Raw genomic sequence first — 17,165 nt, 5'->3', positions numbered from 1 at the left:
TGCGACGGCCGCTCCCGACGGCCCGCTCTCAACGGTGCAGTGACCGCGCCCAGTCCTGCGGCACCCGCCCGGCCGGGCCCGGCACGGGCTGGTCCGCGGGATGACCGGCCGGAGGGGCGAGTTCGGGCCCGGACTCGTACAGCTCGTCGGTGGAGTAGTCCCAGAACCACTCCTCGCCCGGCTCGAAACTGCGCACCAGGGGATGCCCGGTCGCCTTGTAGTGCGCGGTGGCGTGCTGGGCGGGGGAGGAGTCGCAGCAGCCGACATGGCCGCAGGTCGCGCAGCGCCGCAGGTGGAACCACCAGCCGCCCGCCGCGTCGCAGTCCACGCAGCCGGGGCCGCTGGGCGGAACAGTCGGGTCGATCGCGTCCACGTCGGTCATGCGGGCTCCTCGGCGGTCTCGGGGTCCGGCGCGCCCTCGGGGTCCGGCGCGCTCTCGGGGTCGGGGGCGGTCAGCGGCAGCAGCACCTGGAAGCGGGTGTCGCCCGGCACGGACTCCACATGGAGGTTGCCGTGGTGCTTGTTGACGACGATCCGCCAGGAGATGTCCAGGCCGAGCCCGGTGCCCTCGCCCACTGGCTTGGTGGTGAAGAAGGGGTCGAAGATGCGGCCCCGGACGTCCGGCGGGATGCCGGGACCCGTGTCGCGGAACTCCACCAGCAGCCGGTCGCCCTCGCGTGCCGTGCGCACGGTCAACGTGCCGTCGCCGCCCGCGCTGTTGACCGCGAAGACGGCGTTGTCGACGAGGTTCGTCCACACCTGGTTGAGCTCCGCGGGGTAGGCCGGGATCGCCGGGAGCGCACGGTCGTAGTCCTTCACGACCTCGATGCGCTGCCCGATCTTGCCCGACAGCATCAGCAGGGTGCTGTCGAGGAGTTCGTGCACGTCGACGACCCGGTAGGGGGCGCGGTCGAGCTGCGAGTACTGCTTGGCGGCGTCGACGAGGTGCGAGATGCGGTTGGTGGAGTCGTCGATCTCGTCCATCAACAGCTCGGTCTCGACCGTGTAGTTGAGCCATCCCATCGCGCCCGGCAGGGTGTCCTCGTCGACGGCGGCCGCGACCTGCTCCAGCCAGTCCACGTCCAGCCCGGCCTGCACGAAGGTCGGCGCGATTCGCCAGCCCTCCTGGATGCCGTGGTCGTCCAGCCAGTCGGTGAGTTCGTCCTCCCGGTCGGAGGCCTCCAGCGGGCTCAGCACCGGTGCCTTGGCGACGAGTTCGGCCGTCCGCTCCTGGATCTCGATCAGCCGGGTCAGCGCCTCCGCGTCGTAGGCCCCGGAGGCGATGACGGCCAGCTTGTGCCGCATCTTCGCCACCCGCTCGCGCAGCGTCGCGGTGGCGCGTACGGCCGCCGCGGCCGGGTTGTTGAGCTCATGAGTGAGGCCCGCCGACAACGAGCCCAGGGCCAGCAGCCGTTCCCGCTGACCGACGGCCCGCTGGGTGTTCTTCGAGCCGAAGAACAGCCCCTCCAGCAGGTGCGCCGCCATCGGGAACCACTCCCGCATGATGGCCGAGAACGACTCGGCGGGCAGCACGAAGAACCGCGTCGGCTCGGTCACCCGCATCGAGTTGTTGTAGACCTGCGGCACCTGGTCCCCCAGGTAGGCCTGCATGGCCCCGGCGTACACCCCGCGCTGGGAGGTGCGGCTCACCTCGATGTCGTCCCCGCCGACCCGGCGGTACAGCACGACCGAGCCCTCGACCATCACGTAGAAGCAGGTCGCCGGATCACCCTCGGTGTACACCGGACCGGGCTCGAACCTCTCCACCCGGCCCTCGCTGCACAGCCGTCCGAGCTGCTCGGGGGAGAGCTTCTCGAACAGGAACAGCGAGCTGATCTCGGCCGGGCTGCACGGCATCAACTGCCCGCTCATGACTGCTCCAGATACCGGTGGACGAGCATCACGGCCATGGCTCCCTCTCCTACGGCGGACGCGACGCGCTTCGCCGACTCGGCGCGCGCGTCGCCCGCCACGAACACGCCGGGAACACTGGTCTCCAGGTGGTACGGAGGCCGGTCCAGCGCCCAGTCCGCGGGCGGCCGCCCGTCCGGCGTGAGGTCGGGGCCGGCGAGGATGAACCCGCGCTCGTCGCGCAGGACCGTGCCGTCCAGCCAGCCGGTCAGCGGGGCCGCGCCGATGAACACGAACATCCACTGCGCGTCGACGAGTTCGGTCTCGCCGGTCGTCACGTCCCGCAGCGTCAGCTGCTCCAGGTGGCCGTCCCCGTGCGCGGCCTCGACGACGGTGCCGGGGCGCACGGAGATGTTGGGCGACTCGTCGATCTGCTGGATCAGGTAGTACGACATCGACGCCGCCAGGGACTCCCCGCGCACCAGCAGCGTGACGGACTTGGCGCCTCGCGCCAGGTACATGGCCGCCTGGCCGGCCGAGTTGGCGCCGCCCACGATGTAGACGTCCTGCCCCTGGCAGGAAGCCGCCTCGGTGAGCGCCGACCCGTAGAACACCCCGCAGCCGGTCAGGTCGTCGCAGCCCGGCGCCGCCAGCTGCCGGTAGGACACGCCGGTCGCGAGGATCACGCTGTGCGCGGCCACCGCCGAGCCGTCCGAGAACCGCACGACGCGCGCGGAGCCGTTGACCTCGAGCCCGGTCACCTCGCGCGCGGTGAGGATCTCGGCGCCGAACTTGGTGGCCTGCCGCCGCGCCCGGTCGGTGAGCTGCGCGCCGGACACACCGTCCGGGAAGCCCAGGTAGTTCTCGATACGGGAGCTCTGCCCGGCCTGTCCACCGGTCGCGGAGCGCTCCACCAGCACGGTGCGCAGGCCCTCGGAGGCCCCGTACACCGCCGCGCCGAGCCCGGCCGGGCCGCCGCCGATCACCACCAGGTCGTAGAAGTCGGCCGTCGGCGTCGTCGCCAGCCCCACGTGGGCGGCCAGCTCGGGCGCGTCCGGCTCGACCAGGGGCGTGCCGTCCGCGGTGACCACCAGCGGCAGCCGCTGTCCGTCGACCCCGGCCGCGGCCAGCAGACGCTGTCCTTCCGGCTCGTCGGCGGAGTACCAGCGGTACGGCACCTGGTTGCGGGCCAGGAACTCCCGCACCTCCGAGGATCGCGCCGACCAGCGGTGCCCGACCACCTTCGTGGCGGGCACGGGCCGGTGGTCGCTGGACCGCCAGGCGTCCAGCAGGTCGTCCAGGACGGGGTAGAGCTTCTCCTCCGGCGGGTCCCACGGCTTGAGCAGATAGTGGTCGAGGTCGACGACGTTGATCGCGTCGATCGCGGCACTCGTGTCGGCGTACGCGGTCAGCAGCACGCGACGGGCGCCCGGATACACGTCCAGGGCCTGTTCGAGGAACTCGATGCCGTTCATCTGCGGCATCCGGTAGTCGGCGAGGATGACGGCCACCAGGTCGCCGCGGAGTTTCAGCTCCCGCAGCGCCTCCAGCGCGGACTCCCCGGACTCGGCGCGCACGATCCGGTACGTGCCGCCGTAACGGCGCCGCAGGTCACGGGCGACGGCACGGGAGACCCCCGGGTCGTCGTCCACGGTCAGGATGACGGTCCGCGCCGAATCGGCGGCCTGTGCCATACGTCTCCCACCCCGAGAGGGTCGTCACTCACGGCGGCACGGCGAAGCCCGCGCGCCGGCTCCGCCCATCGTATGTTCGTTCGCCCCGCTCCGCTCCGGGATACCGCGGACCGTGCGCTCTGAGGACAGGACCGGGCACAGGCGGTCAAGACGGGTGCCGCGCTCCCAGCACACAGAACTCGTTGCCCTCGGGGTCGGCCAGTACCACCCAGGGCCGCTCGCCCTGTCCGATGTCCGTGCGGCGGGCGCCCAGGGACAGCAGGCGGGTCACCTCGGCGTGCTGGTCGTCGGGGCGGAAGTCCAGGTGGAGCCGGTTCTTCACGGCCTTGCCCTCCGGCACCGGGACGAAGATCAGGCCGGGCAGCCGGTCCCGCCCGGGTCGGATCTCGTACTCGTCGGACGCGTCGTTGATCACCACCCAGCCGAGGGCCGCGGCCCACCAGCGGCCCAGCGCCACCGGGTCGGCCGAGTCGACGACCACCTGCTCCCACTCGAGTGCCATGGCCGAAGCGTAGTGAAGACTGGGCCCGACGGATGTGATCACGACACGAGGAGGCGGCGGGATGACGGTCCCGATCACGGCAGGGGTCGACGGGACGGACGAGAGCCTCGCGGCGCTCGCCTGGGCGGCCCGCGAGGCCGTCCGGCGCGACCGGGAACTGCGGGTGGTGCACGCCTGGCGGTTCCAGCCGGACGCGGCGGCCGACGTGGCGGACCGGGACGCCCAGGAGCGATGGGTGCGGGACTCCGTGCGGCGGGCCGTCGCGACGGTCGCCGAGCGGCACCCGGCGCTCGCCGTCACCACCGAAGTCCGGGAGGGCGGCCCGGTCGAGACGCTCGTCGCCGCCGCGGCGGACGCGGAACTGCTGGTGCTCGGCTCGCGCGGGCACGGGCCCGTGGTCGGATTCCTGCTGGGCTCGGTCGGCCAGCAGGTGATCGCCGAGGCCGCGCGCCCGGTCGTGCTGGTCCGCGCAGGTGACCGGCCGTCCTCCGAGGTGGCCGGCCACGAGATCGTCGTCGGCCAGCAGGGCGAGCCCGAGGACAGCGCCCCCGCGCTGCGCTTCGCGTTCGAGACGGCGGCCGCCCGGGGCGCGGGCGTCCGTGCGGTACGGGCCTGGACGCTCCCGCCGGTGTTCGCCTACAGCCCCGGCTCGCTCAAGCTCGCCGACGACGCCGGAGGTCTGGAGCCGTACGAGAAGAAGGCGCTGGCCGAGGCCCTGGAACCGTGGCGGGAGCGGTTCCCCGACGTGCCCGTGGTGGAGCACGTGGAGATGGGCAGCGCCGGGCAGGTGCTGCTGTCGGTGTCCGGGCGGGCACAGCTGATGGTCGTCGGCCGGCGGGCCCACCGCACGGCCGTGGGCGCCCGGATCGGCTCGGTGGCGCACGGCGTCCTGCACCACGCGGACTGCCCGGTCGCCGTCGTGCCCCACGACTGAGTCACTGCGGCCGGCTCACTCCGGGATCGTCGGCTCCAGGGTCTCCCGGGCCTTGGGCAGGATCTTGGTGATGTAGTCCTCGACCGCCGTGTCGAGCCCGATGTCGTGCTGCGCGTGCTCCGAGAGGTACCAGCGGTGTTCGAGGAGCTCGTGGTAGATCTCCGCCGCGTCCATGGAGCCGCGCAGCTCGAGCGGGACCGCGCGCACGGTGGGCCGGAAGACGTCCCGTACCCAGCGGTGCGCCAGTACCTCCGGACGGGCGGCCAGCGGGTCGCCCGGGGCGTAGTCGTCCTGGGTGGCCATCCAGCTCTCCAGGTCGTTCAGCAGCCGCCTGGCCTGGTTCTCCTCGGTGTCCAGGCCGGTCAGGCGCAGCAGTTGGCGCTGGTGGTGGCCCGCGTCGACGACCTTGGGGACGAAGGTGACCGTGTCGCCGTTGGGGGAGTGCTCGATCTGCATCTCGGCGACGTCGAATCCGAGCTCGTTGAGCCGGCGGATCCGGCGCTCGATGTAGTGGTACTTGCCCGCCGGGTAGACCGAGGTACGGGTCAGCTCCTGCCACAGCGCCCCGTAACGGGCGCAGATCTCCGTGCCGAACTCGATCGGGTCCACCGAGGGGTGCAGTGCCCCGGACGCCTCCAGGTCGAGCAGTTCGCCGCTGATGTTGACGCGGGCGAGGTCGAGGTCGTAGTCGCGCTGGCCGGGGCTCAGCTGGGGGTGCAGGTCGCCGGTCTCGGCGTCGACGAGGTAGGCGGCGTAGGCGCCCGCGTCCCGGCGGAAGAGCGTGTTGGACAGCGAGCAGTCGCCCCACGCGAACCCGGCCAGATGCAGCCGCACCAGCAGCACGGCGAGGGCGTCCATGAGCCGGTGCATGGTCGCCGGGCGCATGGTCGTCTCGAACATCGAGCGGTACGGCATCGAGCCGCCCAGATGCCGGGTGACCAGCACCGACTCCAGCGGGCCGCCGCTCTGGTCGGCGCGGCCGGTGACCACGGCCAGCGGGTCGACGGCGGGGATGCCGAGCCGGTCCAGGTCGCGCAGCAGCTCGTACTCGCGCAGCGCGGGGCGCTCGGCGAGCTCCTTGACGGCGATCACCTCGTCGCCGGCCTGGGCGTAGCGCACCACGTGGCGGGAGATGCCGCGCGGCAGCGGGACGAGGACCTCCTCGGGCCACTCCTCCAGGGGCAGGTGCCAGGGCAGCTCCAGCAGGAGTGCCGGATGCTCCGGGTTGGTGGCGCTGATCTGCAAAGCCATGGCCTGACCTTAGACGGCGCGTTCGCGAGCCTGCTGGGCCGCCGCCTTCACGGACCCCTGGTGCAGCGGGCCGTGCCCGGGCAGCAGCAGGTCGGCCGGGAGACCTTCGATCACGCCGAGGGACTCCACCGCGCGGGCGCGCTCGTGGTGGAACATGTCCGGCAGCAGCTGCGGCCCCTTCAGCCGGGAGGTCGGATGGCCGCTGACCAGGGCGTCGCCGGAGACGACCACGCCCGCTTCCGGGAGGTGGAAGACGGCGTGGCCGCCGGTGTGGCCGGGGGTGTGCACCGGGACGGGCCGGCCGGGCAGGTCGAGCGGGCCGCCGGCGCCGGGGAACGCCTCGGGCGTGGTCACCGGGTGCTGCTCGGTGCCGCCGGAGCGCAGCGCGTGCACCATCCAGGGCAGGACGCCGGGCCGCCAGGCGTTCCGGAGCACCTCGCCCACGCTCACCTGCTGAAGGAACTCCCGTCGGGCGTGCGGCACTTCGGCCTCGTGCAGATACACCGGGGTGCCGTACACGGAGCGCAGGTGCTCGGCCGAGCCCAGGTGGTCGTTGTGGGCGTGGGTGATCAGGACGGCGGCGACCGCCTCCGGTGAACTGCCCACGGAGGCGAGGGAGTCCAGGACCAGCTGCCGGTCTCCCGGGTAGCCGGTGTCGATCAGGGTGGCGGCGTCCCCTTCGGTGAGGATCACCCAGTTGGTGTTGCTGCCGTGCACCAGGTAGGTGCCGTCCGCCACTTGCCGTACGTCTGCCCGCATGGCCGTCCCGTGTCCTGGAGATCCGTCGTCGACGGGGACAGCAAAGCAGATCACCGGACAGATGTGGACGGTGGGGTTCCACGCATGCCGAAGAGGAACCTCGTCACCCGCGTCCGGCGCACCCCGTACTCGTACACCAGCAGGATCGCCGTCAGCGAAGCGGCCACGATCACCGCGTACTTGACGAAAATCGGCGCCGGCCGGCCGACCACGCCGTAGGCGAAGGCGACGACCACCGGCTGGTGGAGTACGTACAACGGCAGCGCGGCGACGGCGAGATACCCCAGGACCCGGCCGGGCGGCCGGCGGTGCGGTCGGGGCCGGTCCAGCACTCCCAGGATCGCCACCACCCAGGCCCAGCCGGCCGCGCCGAACAGTGCCCGGGTGAGCAGCGCGAGCGGCGTCCGGTCGGTGAACGGGTCGTCCGCGTTCATGAACCCGGGGGCGGTCGCCGCGAACAGCGCCAGTCCGAGCACCCCGACCGGCACGGCCACGCGGCGCGTCGCCGCCCGGATCCGGTCGTCGTCGGACAGCGCGTAGCCGTGGACGAAGAACACCAGGTAGGCCCAGCGGTTCCAGCCGGCGTAGCTCTCCTCCATGCCCAGCAGGGAGTCGATCGCGGCGAGCGGGAGCGCGGGCAGGAGCAGCAGGCCCGGTCGGCGTGCCACCGCGTCGCCGATGCGCGGCGCCCCGGAGGCCAGCGGGCCCGCTACCGGGGCGAGGAGCAGGCAGAAGGCGAGCAGGAGGACCACGAACCACAGGTGGCCGGTCTCGAAGTACTCCCCGCGCAGGACGAAGGGGAAGTCGCCGGGGTCGGGGCGGACGTCGAGGAAGCGCAGCCAGAAACGTCCGTACGGCTCGTCGTAGCCGGGGTCGGCGGCGCGCAGCCGCAGCCACTGCGGGACGGGGACGATGGTGAGCGTCGCGAGGAGCAGGGGGACGCCGAGGCGCAGCAGGCGCTCGCGGGCGAATCCGCCGGGGCCGCGCCGGCCGATCGAGTGGCGGGCGCCGAGACCGGCCACCACGAAGAGCATCGGCATCGCCCACACCACCCCGAGCCCCGCGACGACGGTGACGGCCTCGGTCGTGTCGCGGTTCTTGACGTAGAAGTCGTCGTCCGGGGAGAAGACCAGGGCGGCGTGGAAGAACACCAGGCCGACGACCACGAGAGCGCGCAGGACGTCCAGTTCCGTCCGCCGGGGCCGCGCGCTCGTCCGGGCCCCGGTGGTGGACGCGGGCTCCGGTGGGTCGCTCATGCGGTCAAACTACGTATCCCCGAGGGGGAGGGACACAGGTACCGCCGGCTCCGTTTCAGCGCACCCCGCGCGGGCGGAACTGGACGCTGATGCGGGGTCCGGCGGCCCGGGTGGACTTGGGGACGCAGTGCTCCCAGGTCCGCTGGCAGGAGCCGCCCATCACGATCAGGTCGCCGTGTCCCAGCGGGCGCCGTACCGTCTCGCCCCCGCGCGCCGGGCGCAGCAGCAGGTCGCGCGGGGAGCCCACGGAGAGGATCGCCACCATGGTGTCCTCCTGGGCGCCGCGGCCGATCCGGTCGCCGTGCCAGGCGACGCTGTCCCGGCCGTCGCGGTAGTGGCACAGTCCGGCGGTGACGAAGGGCTCGCCCAGCTCCTCGGCGTAGTGCGCGGACAGGGCGCGACGCGCCTCGGCCAGCACCGGGTGGGGCAGCTCCTCACCCGCTCCGTAGAACGCCAGCAGGCGCGGGACGTCGATGACGTTGTCGTACATCTTCCGGCGCTCGGCACGCCAGGGAACCCCGGTCGCCAGCTCTTCGAACAGGGTGTCCGATCCGGTGAGCCAGCCCGGCAGCACGTCGATCCAGGCGCCCGCGCCGAGCGTGGTCCGGCGGATCCCGTCGAGGGAGCCGAGGCGCAGTTCGTCGGTCTGGTCGAAGAGAGAGCCCTGCAGGTGGTGCGCGGTCATGGCTCCAGCGTACGCCTAATCGAAAATATGTTCCCCTCGGTTGTTTTCGTGAGTGTCCCTGCGGCGTCCCCCGCCGTCCCCCGCCGTCCCTGCGGTGTTCCTGTGGCGTCCCTGCGCGGTGCCGGGGCGGGTTTCGGTGTGCTTCGGGAGGGCTTTCGATACATCGGTGTATCGGATACATTCCCGTATCGAACGGAGGTCCGAGATGGCGGCGGAGCAGACCGAGCAGACCGAGCGGGCGACCGGGCGCGTCACCAGGCGCCGGGTCCGCACGCGGGCCAGGCTGCTCGACGCCGCCTTCGAGGTGTTCGCGGCCAAGGGCTTCGGGCGGGTCTCCATCGAGGAGGTCTGCGAGGCCGCCGGCTACAGCAGGGGCGCCTTCTACTCCAACTTCGACAGCCTGGACGAGCTGTTCTTCGCCCTCTACCGGCAACGGGCCGACCTGATCGCCGAGCAGGTGTCCGGGGCCCTGGCCCTCGACGGACCCGACCTCGACGTGCCCGCGGCCGTCGACCGGGTCACCGAGGTGCTCCTGCTCGACCTGGACTGGCTCCTGGTGAAGACGGACTTCCTGGTGCACGCCGCGCGCGCCCCGGACGTCGCGCAGACCCTGCTGGAGCACCGGGCGCGGCTGCGGCGGGCCATCGCCGACCGGCTGGCCCGGGCCCGGGGCCTCGCCGCCCCGCCGGCCGTGCTCGGGGACGTCGACAGCGCGGCGCACGCCGTGGTCGCGGCCTACGACGGAGTCACCGCCCAACTGCTGCTGGACAAGGACGTCGAGGGTGCTCGTGTCTGGCTGAAGCAACTGCTCACCGCGCTGCTGACCGACGGCGGCGGCACCCCGGAATGACATCCTCAGGAGAAAGGCAGCGGACGCCATGGACGCGGACGTCATCGTCGTCGGAGCGGGCCTCGCGGGCCTGGTCGCGGCGCACGAACTCACCAGCAGGGGTCGGCGGGTCGCCCTGGTCGACCAGGAGAACGCCGCCAACCTCGGCGGCCAGGCGTTCTGGTCCTTCGGCGGGCTCTTCCTCGTCGACTCCCCGGAGCAGCGCCGCCTCGGCATCAAGGACTCCTTCGACCTCGCCTGGAACGACTGGCAGGGCAGCGCGCAGTTCGACCGCGCCGACGACGAGGACTCCTGGGCGGTGCGCTGGGCGCGCGCCTACGTCGAGTTCGCGGCGGGGGAGAAGCGGCCCTGGCTCGCCGGGCACGGGATCTCCTTCGTGCCGACCGTCGGCTGGGCGGAGCGCGGCGATCTGCGCGCCGACGGACACGGCAACTCCGTGCCCCGCTTCCACGTCGCCTGGGGCACCGGCACGGGCGTCGTCGAGCCGTTCGTCCGGTACGCCAAGCAGGCCGCGAAGGACGGGCTGCTGACCTTCTACCACCGGCACCAGGTGGACGAGCTGGTGCTCGAGGACGGCGCCGCCCGCGGGGTGCGCGGCACGGTCCTCGCCCCCGACGACAGTGCGCGAGGCGTCGCCTCCAACCGCGACCGCACGGGCGACTTCGAGCTGACCGCCCAGGCCGTGGTCGTCACCAGCGGCGGCATCGGCGCCAACCACGAGATCGTGCGGCGCTACTGGCCCGAGCGGCTGGGCACGCCGCCCGCCGAGATGGTCACCGGTGTCCCCGCCTACGTCGACGGCCGGATGCTGGACATCAGCGCCGAGGCCGGCGTGCGGCTGGTCAACCGCGACCGGATGTGGCACTACACCGAAGGCATCCAGAACTGGGACCCGATCTGGCCCGGGCACGGCATCCGCATCCTGCCCGGCCCCTCCTCCCTGTGGTTCGACGCCCTCGGCCGCCGCCTGCCCGACCCGTGCCTGCCGGGCTACGACACCCTCAACACGCTCAAGCACCTGCGGACGACCGAGGACATCGCCGGGCACGACCACTCCTGGTTCATCCTCACCCGCAAGATCGTCGAGAAGGAGTTCGCGCTGTCGGGCTCCGAGCAGAACCCCGACATCACCGCCAAGGACCGCAAGGCAGTCCTGCGCGACCGGCTGCTCGGCAAGGGCGCCCCGGCGCCGGTGCAGGCGTTCCTCGACCGCGGCGCGGACTTCGTCATCGCCGACACCCTCGACAAGCTCGTCGAGAAGATGAACGGGCTGACCGGGAAGGCGCTGCTCGACGTGGACACCCTGCGCCGCCAGATCCAGGCCCGCGACCTCCAGATGGCCAACCCCTACGCCAAGGACTCCCAGGTCCAGGGCATCCGCAACGCGCGCCGCTACATCGGCGACCGGCTCGGCCGGGTCGCCACCCCGCACCGCGTCCTGGACCCCGAGGCCGGCCCGCTGATCGCCGTCAAGCTGCACGTCCTCACCCGCAAGACCCTCGGCGGCATCCAGACCGACCTCGACTCGCGCGCCCTGGGCGCCGACGGACAGCCGGTCGAGGGCCTGTACGCGGCGGGCGAGGTGGCCGGCTTCGGCGGCGGCGGCGTGCACGGCTACAACGCCCTCGAAGGCACCTTCCTCGGCGGCTGCCTCTTCTCCGGACGGGCCGCAGGCCGGGCCGCGGCCCGGCAGACGGCCTGAGGGAGGGGACGACGGGGACGGCGGGGACGGCCGGAAAGACGCGCTGAGGGCGGTCCGCCGACGGCCCGACGGACGGGCTGAGGGCGGTCCGCCCGCGGCCCGACGGACGGGCTGACGGGCCGACGGCGGACAGGCCGTCCCGGCCGCCGGCGGCAGGTCCGCCTCCGGCCGGCGGACCTGCCGTCAGTGCCCGTCCGCCTCCAGCAGGCGGACCAGCACCGCCGTATGGCTCTGCTCCGGGGACTTCGCGGACGTCAGCAGCGTCACCGGCCCCTCGCGGACCGACGCGCGCAACCGGTCCAGGAGCCCGGCCGCCCCCGGTTCGGTCAGCTCCGCCTCGTAGCGCTGTGCGAACTCCTCGTACGACCCCTCGCCCGCGTGGTACCAGCGGCGCAGCTCGGTGGACGGGGTGAGGCCCTTGGGCCACTCGTCCACGCGGGCCGCGTCCTTGGACACCCCGCGCGGCCACAGCCGGTCCACCAGGACCCGCACCCCGTCCTCGGGCTCGGGCGGGTCGTAGACACGACGCACGCGGACACTCATGGGCGGGCCTTCCGTCCGTCATCGGGTGGGCAGGTCCTGCCGAGCGTAGGCCCCGGACGCCCGCCGACACCGCTCGGCTTGACCTGAATGAGGGGGAGGACCCGGGCTCCCGGTCCCTAGTCTGAGGGCGTTTGATCACACGCCACCCCCCAGGAGCGCACGTGACACACCCCCGCAGACGCGCCACCACCCTTCTCCGCCGCGAAACCGTCGCCCTCACCGCCCCCGTCGCCCTGGCCGCGCTGCTCGCGGCGGCCGGACCCGCCACCGCGGCCGGACCGGTGGGCGCCGCAGGCGTCGGCGACCCCTACTTCCCGCTCGCCGGCAACGGCGGCTACCACGTGACCCACTACGACCTGACCCTGCGCTACGACCCGGCCGGCCGGCACCTCGACGGCAGGGCGGTTCTCACCGCCCGCGCCACCCGGCCCCTGACCCGCTTCGACCTCGACTTCCAGGGGCTGAAGGTCACCGGCCTCACCGTCGACCACGTCAAGGCCGCACACCGGCGTGACGGCCAGGAACTCGTCGTCACCCCGCGGCGCGCCCTGCGCAAGGGCGAGCGGTTCCAGGTCACCGTCACCTACAACGGCACCCCCCGCCCGGTCACCGACCCCGACGGCTCCCTCGACGGCTGGATCCCCACCGACGACGGGGCCTTCGCCGCCGGTGAACCGCAGGGGGCCATGACCTGGTTCCCGGCCAACAACCACCCCCTCGACAAGTCCTCCTACGACTTCACGATCACCGTCCCCGAGGACCGCGCGGCCGTCGCCAACGGCGTCCTCCTCGGCCGGCGCACCGCCCATGGCAGGACCACCTTCCGCTGGCGCCAGACCGAACCCATGGCCGCCTACCTCGCCACCGCCACCGTGGGAAAGTTCCAGATCAAGCAGTACACGACCCGTGACGGCCTCAAGGTCTACGACGCCGTCGACCCGCGCGAGGCCACGGCCGCCGCGCCGGTCGTCAAGCAGCTGCCCGCCGTGCTGGAGTGGGAGAGCGGGCTGTTCGGGCCCTACCCGTTCCGCGCCGCCGGCTCCATCGTCGACCACGCCCCGGACGTCGGCTACGCCCTGGAGACCCAGTCGCGGCCCGTGTACGACCGGGCCCCCGACCTGAGCACCCTCGTCCACGAGAGCGCCCACCAGTGGTTCGGCGACTCCGTCTCCCTCACCTCCTGGAAGGACATCTGGCTCAACGAGGGCTTCGCCACCTACGCCGAGTGGCTCTACGCCGAGCAGCACGGCGGCAGCACCGCACAGAAGACCTTCGACGCCCTGTACGCCCGCCCCGCCACCGACGGGCTGTGGGCGTTCCCGCCCGGCGACCCCGGCAGCGGCGCGAACATCTTCGACACCCCCGTCTACGCCCGCGGCGCCATGACCCTGCACGCCCTGCGCACCACCGTCGGCGACCGCGCCTTCTTCCGCGTCCTGCGCGCCTGGGCCGCCGAGCACCGCTACGGCCACGGCACCACCGCCCGGTTCGAACGGCTCACGGAACGGGAGTCCGGGCAGGACCTCGGCACCCTCTTCCGCACCTGGCTGTACGGCCGGGGCAAGCCCGCCAAGCCTTAAGGGCGCCGTGTCCGTGGAGTCCGTCCGCACAGTCGGGCCCGGATCGCGAACAGGCCCCGGAACCTGACGAGTTCCACATACCCGTCGGAGAAGGTCGAAGGATGATCACCCTTCGTCGCCGGGCCGCGCTGCTCGCCGCATCCCTCCTGCTCACCGGATGCGGTGGCGGCGCCGCGGCCACGCCGGAGCACCGGCCCGCCGCCGTCGCCGCCACCGACACACCGGCGGCGTCCGGCACACCCGCCCCGACGGTCTCCGTCGAGGCGGCACCGCGGCGGATACCCGGCCTGGGGACGAGGACCTGGGCCGCCGTGCCGCAGGACGCGGCACAGGTGGTCGTGGTGACCGGCCGGGGCCGCGACTCCCCGCTCTCCACGGTGGTCCTGTACCGGCGGACCGCGGCGGGCTGGCAGGCGGGGGAGAACTGGCCCGCGCACAACGCGCTGCGCGGCTGGAGCGACCACCACATGAGCGGCGACCTGCGCTCGCCCATCGGCGTCCACGGCCTCACCGACGCCGGCGGCCTGCTGCGCGACCCCGGCACCCGCCTCTCCTACGACCACGGCGTCGGCTTCACCTCGCCCGGTACCGGATTCGAGGGCGAACCGCTGCGGGGTTCCTTCGACTACGTGATCGCGATCGACTACAACCGCGAGCCCGGCACCTCGCCCCTCGACTGGACCCGCCCCCTCGGCGCGGAACGCGGCGGCGGCATCTGGCTGCACGTCGACCACGGCGGCCCCACCCACGGCTGCGTGAGCATCGCCGAGCAGCACATGAAGGAGCTGCTCCTCGTCCTGGACCCCGCCCTGCACCCCGTGGTCGTCATGGGTGACCATGCCTCACTGGCCCGCTGAGAAAACGGAGTTGTCGCGTGTGCGCTCATGTACTGGTCGCCGAGGACGACGCGATGCAGGCCGAACTCATCCGCCGTTCGCTGCTCGCCGAGGGGCACACCGCCACCGTCGTGCACGACGGCGCGGCCGCGCTGGACGCGGTGCGGCGCAACCGGCCCGACCTCGTCGTCCTCGACCTCATGCTGCCGGTCATCGACGGTTTCGGGGTGTGCCGGGTGCTGCGCCGCGACGACGACGTCCCCGTGCTGATGCTGACCGCCCGGGCCGGCGAGGACGACGTACTGCTCGGCCTGGAACTGGGCGCCGACGACTACATGACCAAGCCCTACAGCCCGCGCGAGCTGATGGCCCGCATCCGTACCGTCCTGCGGCGCAGCGGACGGGCCGACGCCGGCCGGCGGGACGAGCCCGTCGTCCGGGCCGCGGGGCTCGCCGTCGATCCCCAGCGGCACGAGGTGCGCTGCGCAGGAGAGCCGGTGGAGTGCACACCGGCCGAGTTCCAGATCCTGCTGGCCATGGCCGCCGAACCCGAACGGGTCTTCTCCCGGCGGCAGTTGCTCCAGTGCACCCGCGGGTTCGACCGGGCCTCGACCGAGCGGGCGATCGACGTGCACATCATGAACCTGCGCCGGAAGATCGAGGACGACCCGCGCAGGCCGGTGCGGCTGCTGACGGTGTTCGGCGTCGGCTACAAGCTCAGCGGCGGCCCCGCGTGAACCGCGCCCGCGCCCGCGCGCGCACCCGCATACCCCTGCGCAAGCGCCTGCTGGTCCGGCTGCTGATCGCGTCCGTCCTGATCGCCGTGTGCTCGGTGGCCGCCACCGCCTGGCTGGCCGTCACCACCACCACCCGCGCGCTGCGCGAGGAACAGGGCCAGGCCCTCGCCGACGACATGGGCATCCTCGCGCGGCTCAGCGGCTATGCCGCCACCCACCCCGACTGGACGGGCGTCGGCGCGACGGTCCGTGAGCTGTCCGCGCGCACCGGCCGGCGCATCGCCCTGACCACCGCCGACCGCAGGCCCCTGGCCGACTCCGCGCCGCGCGGCACCTCCCTGCCGCCGACTGCGGCCGCCACCGTCGACCCGTTGCGCACCGACACCTACAGCGAGCCGGGCGCGCAGCTGAGCGGAACCGACCCGCGCGTGGTGGGCCCCTACCGGCTCACCCCGCTCGAACGCGCGAAGCTCGACGCCGTGGCCCGCGCGCGGCAACGCTGCCTTTCCCGCTACGGCGTCGACACCACCGTGACGCACACCCCGAGCGGGCGCCCGGTGGTCACCGCCTCGGACGCCACCGCCGTCTCCGGTTACGCGTTCGACGAGTGCGGGGACGGGCGGCTCGACATGCCCGCGTCCACGGAGGAGAAGGCCCTGACCGCGCTTCAGGGCCGCGCAGGGGGCTGCCTGACCCGCGCGGGACTGGACCCCGACGTCCCCCTGATGTTCACCGGCCTGCCCGGCACCTCCGGCCGGGCGCCGACCCTGGCGCCCGTGTTCGCCAAGGTGGTGGACGGCGTCGACAGGGCGTACGGCAAGGCGGCCCTGCGCGCGGCCCAGACCTGCTTCGAGACCGCCCGGCGCGCCCAGCTCGACCCCTACGTCGCCCCGGTCGCCGAACTGTTCCTCGGCGTCGGGGACGACGGCGCGGCTCCCCGCTGGGTCATGTCCCCGGCCAACAAGGCGAAGGTGGCCGGCGCGGCCGGGCTGGTGCTGGCCGTCACCGTTGCCGTCACCGCCGTCGTCGCCACCCGGCTGGTCCGGCCCCTGCGCGCCCTGACCGAGGCCGCGCAGCAGCCCCCGGACCGGCACGCCCGCGTGCCCGTCACGACGCAGGACGAGACCGGGATCCTCGCGGAGGCCTTCAACGACCTGGCAGAACGCCGGGAGCGGCTGGAGGCCCAGCGCAAGGCCCTCGTCAGCGACGTGGCCCACGAACTGCGCAGCCCGCTCACCAACATCCGGGGCTGGCTGGAGGTCACCCGCGACGGCCTGGTGGAACCCGACACCGAACTGCTCGGCGCCCTGCACGAGGAGGCCCTGATCCTCCAGCGTGTCATCGACGACCTGCGCGACCTCGCGGCCGCCGACGCCGGCACCCTGCGTCTGCACCGCGAACCGGTGCCCGCCGACGACCTGCTCGCCCAGGTCGCCGCCGCCCACCGGGTCGCCGCCGACACGGCCGGTGTGCGTCTGCGCACCGAGACCGAGGGTGCTCCCTGGCTGGACGCCGACCCGGTGCGGCTGCGGCAGGCGCTCGGCAACCTCGTCACCAACGCGGTGCGTCACACCCCGCCCGACGGCACGGTCACCCTGACCGCCCGGGGCGACGGGGAGCGTGTCCTCCTGGAGGTCGCCGACACCGGCACGGGCATCGCCGCAGAGGACCTGCCGCTGGTCTTCGAACGCTTCTGGCGGGCGGAGAAGTCACGCAGCCGCCGTACCGGCGGCAGCGGCCTGGGCCTGCCGATCGTCCGCCATCTGACGGTCGCCCACGGCGGTACGGCGCGGGCGGCGAGCACCCCGGGCGCGGGCAGCGTCTTCACGCTGAGACTGCCCGCCGCGACGGCGCCCGGAGACGGCTGAGGCGGCACGGCCGAGGGCGCCGCGGCCCTGGACCGGCCGGCCCGGGGACGGCCCGGGGAACGACCCGGGGACCGAGGCGGTGCAACCCACAGGGATGTTCCGGCAGGCGGCCGCCGG

At 73.3% G+C, this 17,165-nt stretch carries 16 protein-coding genes; 7 read left to right on the top strand and 9 right to left on the bottom strand.

What is annotated here, in order from left to right; translation table 11 throughout:
* Positions 1-28 precede the first annotated feature (28 nt).
* The 4 genes from ASD48_RS30960 to ASD48_RS30945 form a co-directional block, all read right to left on the bottom strand.
* Positions 29-382: a UBP-type zinc finger domain-containing protein gene (locus ASD48_RS30960; protein ID WP_057605115.1), complete on the bottom strand. Its 354-nt coding sequence runs from the start codon at positions 380-382 to the stop codon at positions 29-31.
* A complete protein-coding gene (locus tag ASD48_RS30955) occupies positions 379-1,872 on the bottom strand; it encodes an ATP-binding protein (RefSeq protein ID WP_057605114.1) in 1,494 nt (497 codons plus the stop codon). Before ASD48_RS30955 ends, ASD48_RS30960 begins: the two co-directional genes overlap by 4 nt.
* On the bottom strand, positions 1,869-3,545 hold the full coding sequence (locus ASD48_RS30950; protein WP_057605113.1) for an FAD-dependent oxidoreductase: 1,677 nt from the start codon (positions 3,543-3,545) through the stop codon (positions 1,869-1,871). The genes ASD48_RS30955 and ASD48_RS30950 overlap by 4 nt, the downstream gene beginning before the upstream one ends.
* A 145-nt stretch (positions 3,546-3,690) precedes the next feature.
* On the bottom strand, positions 3,691-4,047 hold the full coding sequence (locus ASD48_RS30945; RefSeq protein WP_057605546.1) for a VOC family protein: 357 nt from the start codon (positions 4,045-4,047) through the stop codon (positions 3,691-3,693).
* A gap of 61 nt (positions 4,048-4,108) precedes the next feature.
* Here ASD48_RS30945 and ASD48_RS30940 point away from each other — a divergent pair, with 61 nt between their 5' ends.
* Positions 4,109-4,981, top strand: a complete 873-nt coding sequence (locus ASD48_RS30940) for a universal stress protein (protein WP_057605112.1) — start codon at positions 4,109-4,111, stop codon at positions 4,979-4,981.
* A gap of 15 nt (positions 4,982-4,996) precedes the next feature.
* On the opposite strand, the gene ASD48_RS30935 is transcribed toward ASD48_RS30940, so the two are convergent.
* The 4 genes from ASD48_RS30935 to ASD48_RS30920 are packed head-to-tail and all read right to left on the bottom strand — an operon-like array spanning position 4,997 to position 8,932.
* Complete coding sequence (locus tag ASD48_RS30935) at positions 4,997-6,232, bottom strand: DUF4032 domain-containing protein (protein ID WP_057605111.1); 1,236 nt, start codon at positions 6,230-6,232, stop codon at positions 4,997-4,999.
* 9 nt (positions 6,233-6,241) lie between these two features.
* Positions 6,242-6,991 carry an MBL fold metallo-hydrolase gene (locus ASD48_RS30930; RefSeq protein WP_057605110.1) on the bottom strand — a complete coding sequence of 250 codons (750 nt, stop codon included), beginning with the start codon at positions 6,989-6,991 and terminating at the stop codon, positions 6,242-6,244.
* Between the two features lie 50 nt (positions 6,992-7,041).
* Positions 7,042-8,247, bottom strand: coding sequence for an acyltransferase family protein (locus ASD48_RS30925; RefSeq protein ID WP_057605109.1), 1,206 nt, complete (start codon positions 8,245-8,247; stop codon positions 7,042-7,044).
* Positions 8,248-8,302: 55 nt separating this feature from the next.
* Positions 8,303-8,932 carry an alpha-ketoglutarate-dependent dioxygenase AlkB gene (locus ASD48_RS30920; protein ID WP_057605108.1) on the bottom strand — a complete coding sequence of 210 codons (630 nt, stop codon included), beginning with the start codon at positions 8,930-8,932 and terminating at the stop codon, positions 8,303-8,305.
* Between the two features lie 205 nt (positions 8,933-9,137).
* On the opposite strand from ASD48_RS30920, the gene ASD48_RS30915 reads away from it, so the two are divergent.
* Positions 9,138-9,782 carry a TetR/AcrR family transcriptional regulator gene (locus tag ASD48_RS30915; RefSeq protein WP_057605107.1) on the top strand — a complete coding sequence of 215 codons (645 nt, stop codon included), beginning with the start codon at positions 9,138-9,140 and terminating at the stop codon, positions 9,780-9,782.
* Between the two features lie 28 nt (positions 9,783-9,810).
* The gene (locus ASD48_RS30910) at positions 9,811-11,484 is read left to right on the top strand and encodes an FAD-binding dehydrogenase (protein ID WP_057605106.1); all 1,674 of its coding nucleotides are present in this window, start codon (positions 9,811-9,813) and stop codon (positions 11,482-11,484) included.
* Positions 11,485-11,667: 183 nt separating this feature from the next.
* Here the strand turns inward: ASD48_RS30910 and ASD48_RS30905 are convergent, their stop codons facing one another.
* Positions 11,668-12,027 (bottom strand): DUF488 family protein, encoded by a 360-nt coding sequence (locus ASD48_RS30905; protein WP_057605105.1) that lies wholly within the window; start codon positions 12,025-12,027, stop codon positions 11,668-11,670.
* Between the two features lie 161 nt (positions 12,028-12,188).
* Between ASD48_RS30905 and ASD48_RS30900 the strand changes: the two genes are divergently transcribed.
* The 4 genes from ASD48_RS30900 to ASD48_RS30885 all read left to right on the top strand — a co-directional run bounded on the left by ASD48_RS30900 (position 12,189) and on the right by ASD48_RS30885 (position 17,048).
* On the top strand, positions 12,189-13,607 hold the full coding sequence (locus tag ASD48_RS30900; RefSeq protein ID WP_057605104.1) for a M1 family metallopeptidase: 1,419 nt from the start codon (positions 12,189-12,191) through the stop codon (positions 13,605-13,607).
* 101 nt (positions 13,608-13,708) lie between these two features.
* Positions 13,709-14,464: a L,D-transpeptidase family protein gene (locus ASD48_RS30895; RefSeq protein ID WP_057605103.1), complete on the top strand. Its 756-nt coding sequence runs from the start codon at positions 13,709-13,711 to the stop codon at positions 14,462-14,464.
* Between the two features lie 17 nt (positions 14,465-14,481).
* Positions 14,482-15,180 carry a response regulator transcription factor gene (locus tag ASD48_RS30890; protein WP_057605102.1) on the top strand — a complete coding sequence of 233 codons (699 nt, stop codon included), beginning with the start codon at positions 14,482-14,484 and terminating at the stop codon, positions 15,178-15,180.
* The gene (locus ASD48_RS30885; RefSeq protein ID WP_057605101.1) at positions 15,177-17,048 is read left to right on the top strand and encodes a HAMP domain-containing sensor histidine kinase; all 1,872 of its coding nucleotides are present in this window, start codon (positions 15,177-15,179) and stop codon (positions 17,046-17,048) included. Before ASD48_RS30890 ends, ASD48_RS30885 begins: the two co-directional genes overlap by 4 nt.
* The last annotated feature ends 117 nt before the right edge of the window (positions 17,049-17,165 follow it).

The organism is Streptomyces sp. Root1310 (assembly GCF_001426425.1).
Classification (GTDB): Bacteria; Actinomycetota; Actinomycetes; order Streptomycetales; family Streptomycetaceae; genus Streptomyces.
The sequence above is the reverse complement of the archived record's forward strand: the minus strand, read 5'-3'. Positions and strand labels throughout refer to the sequence as shown.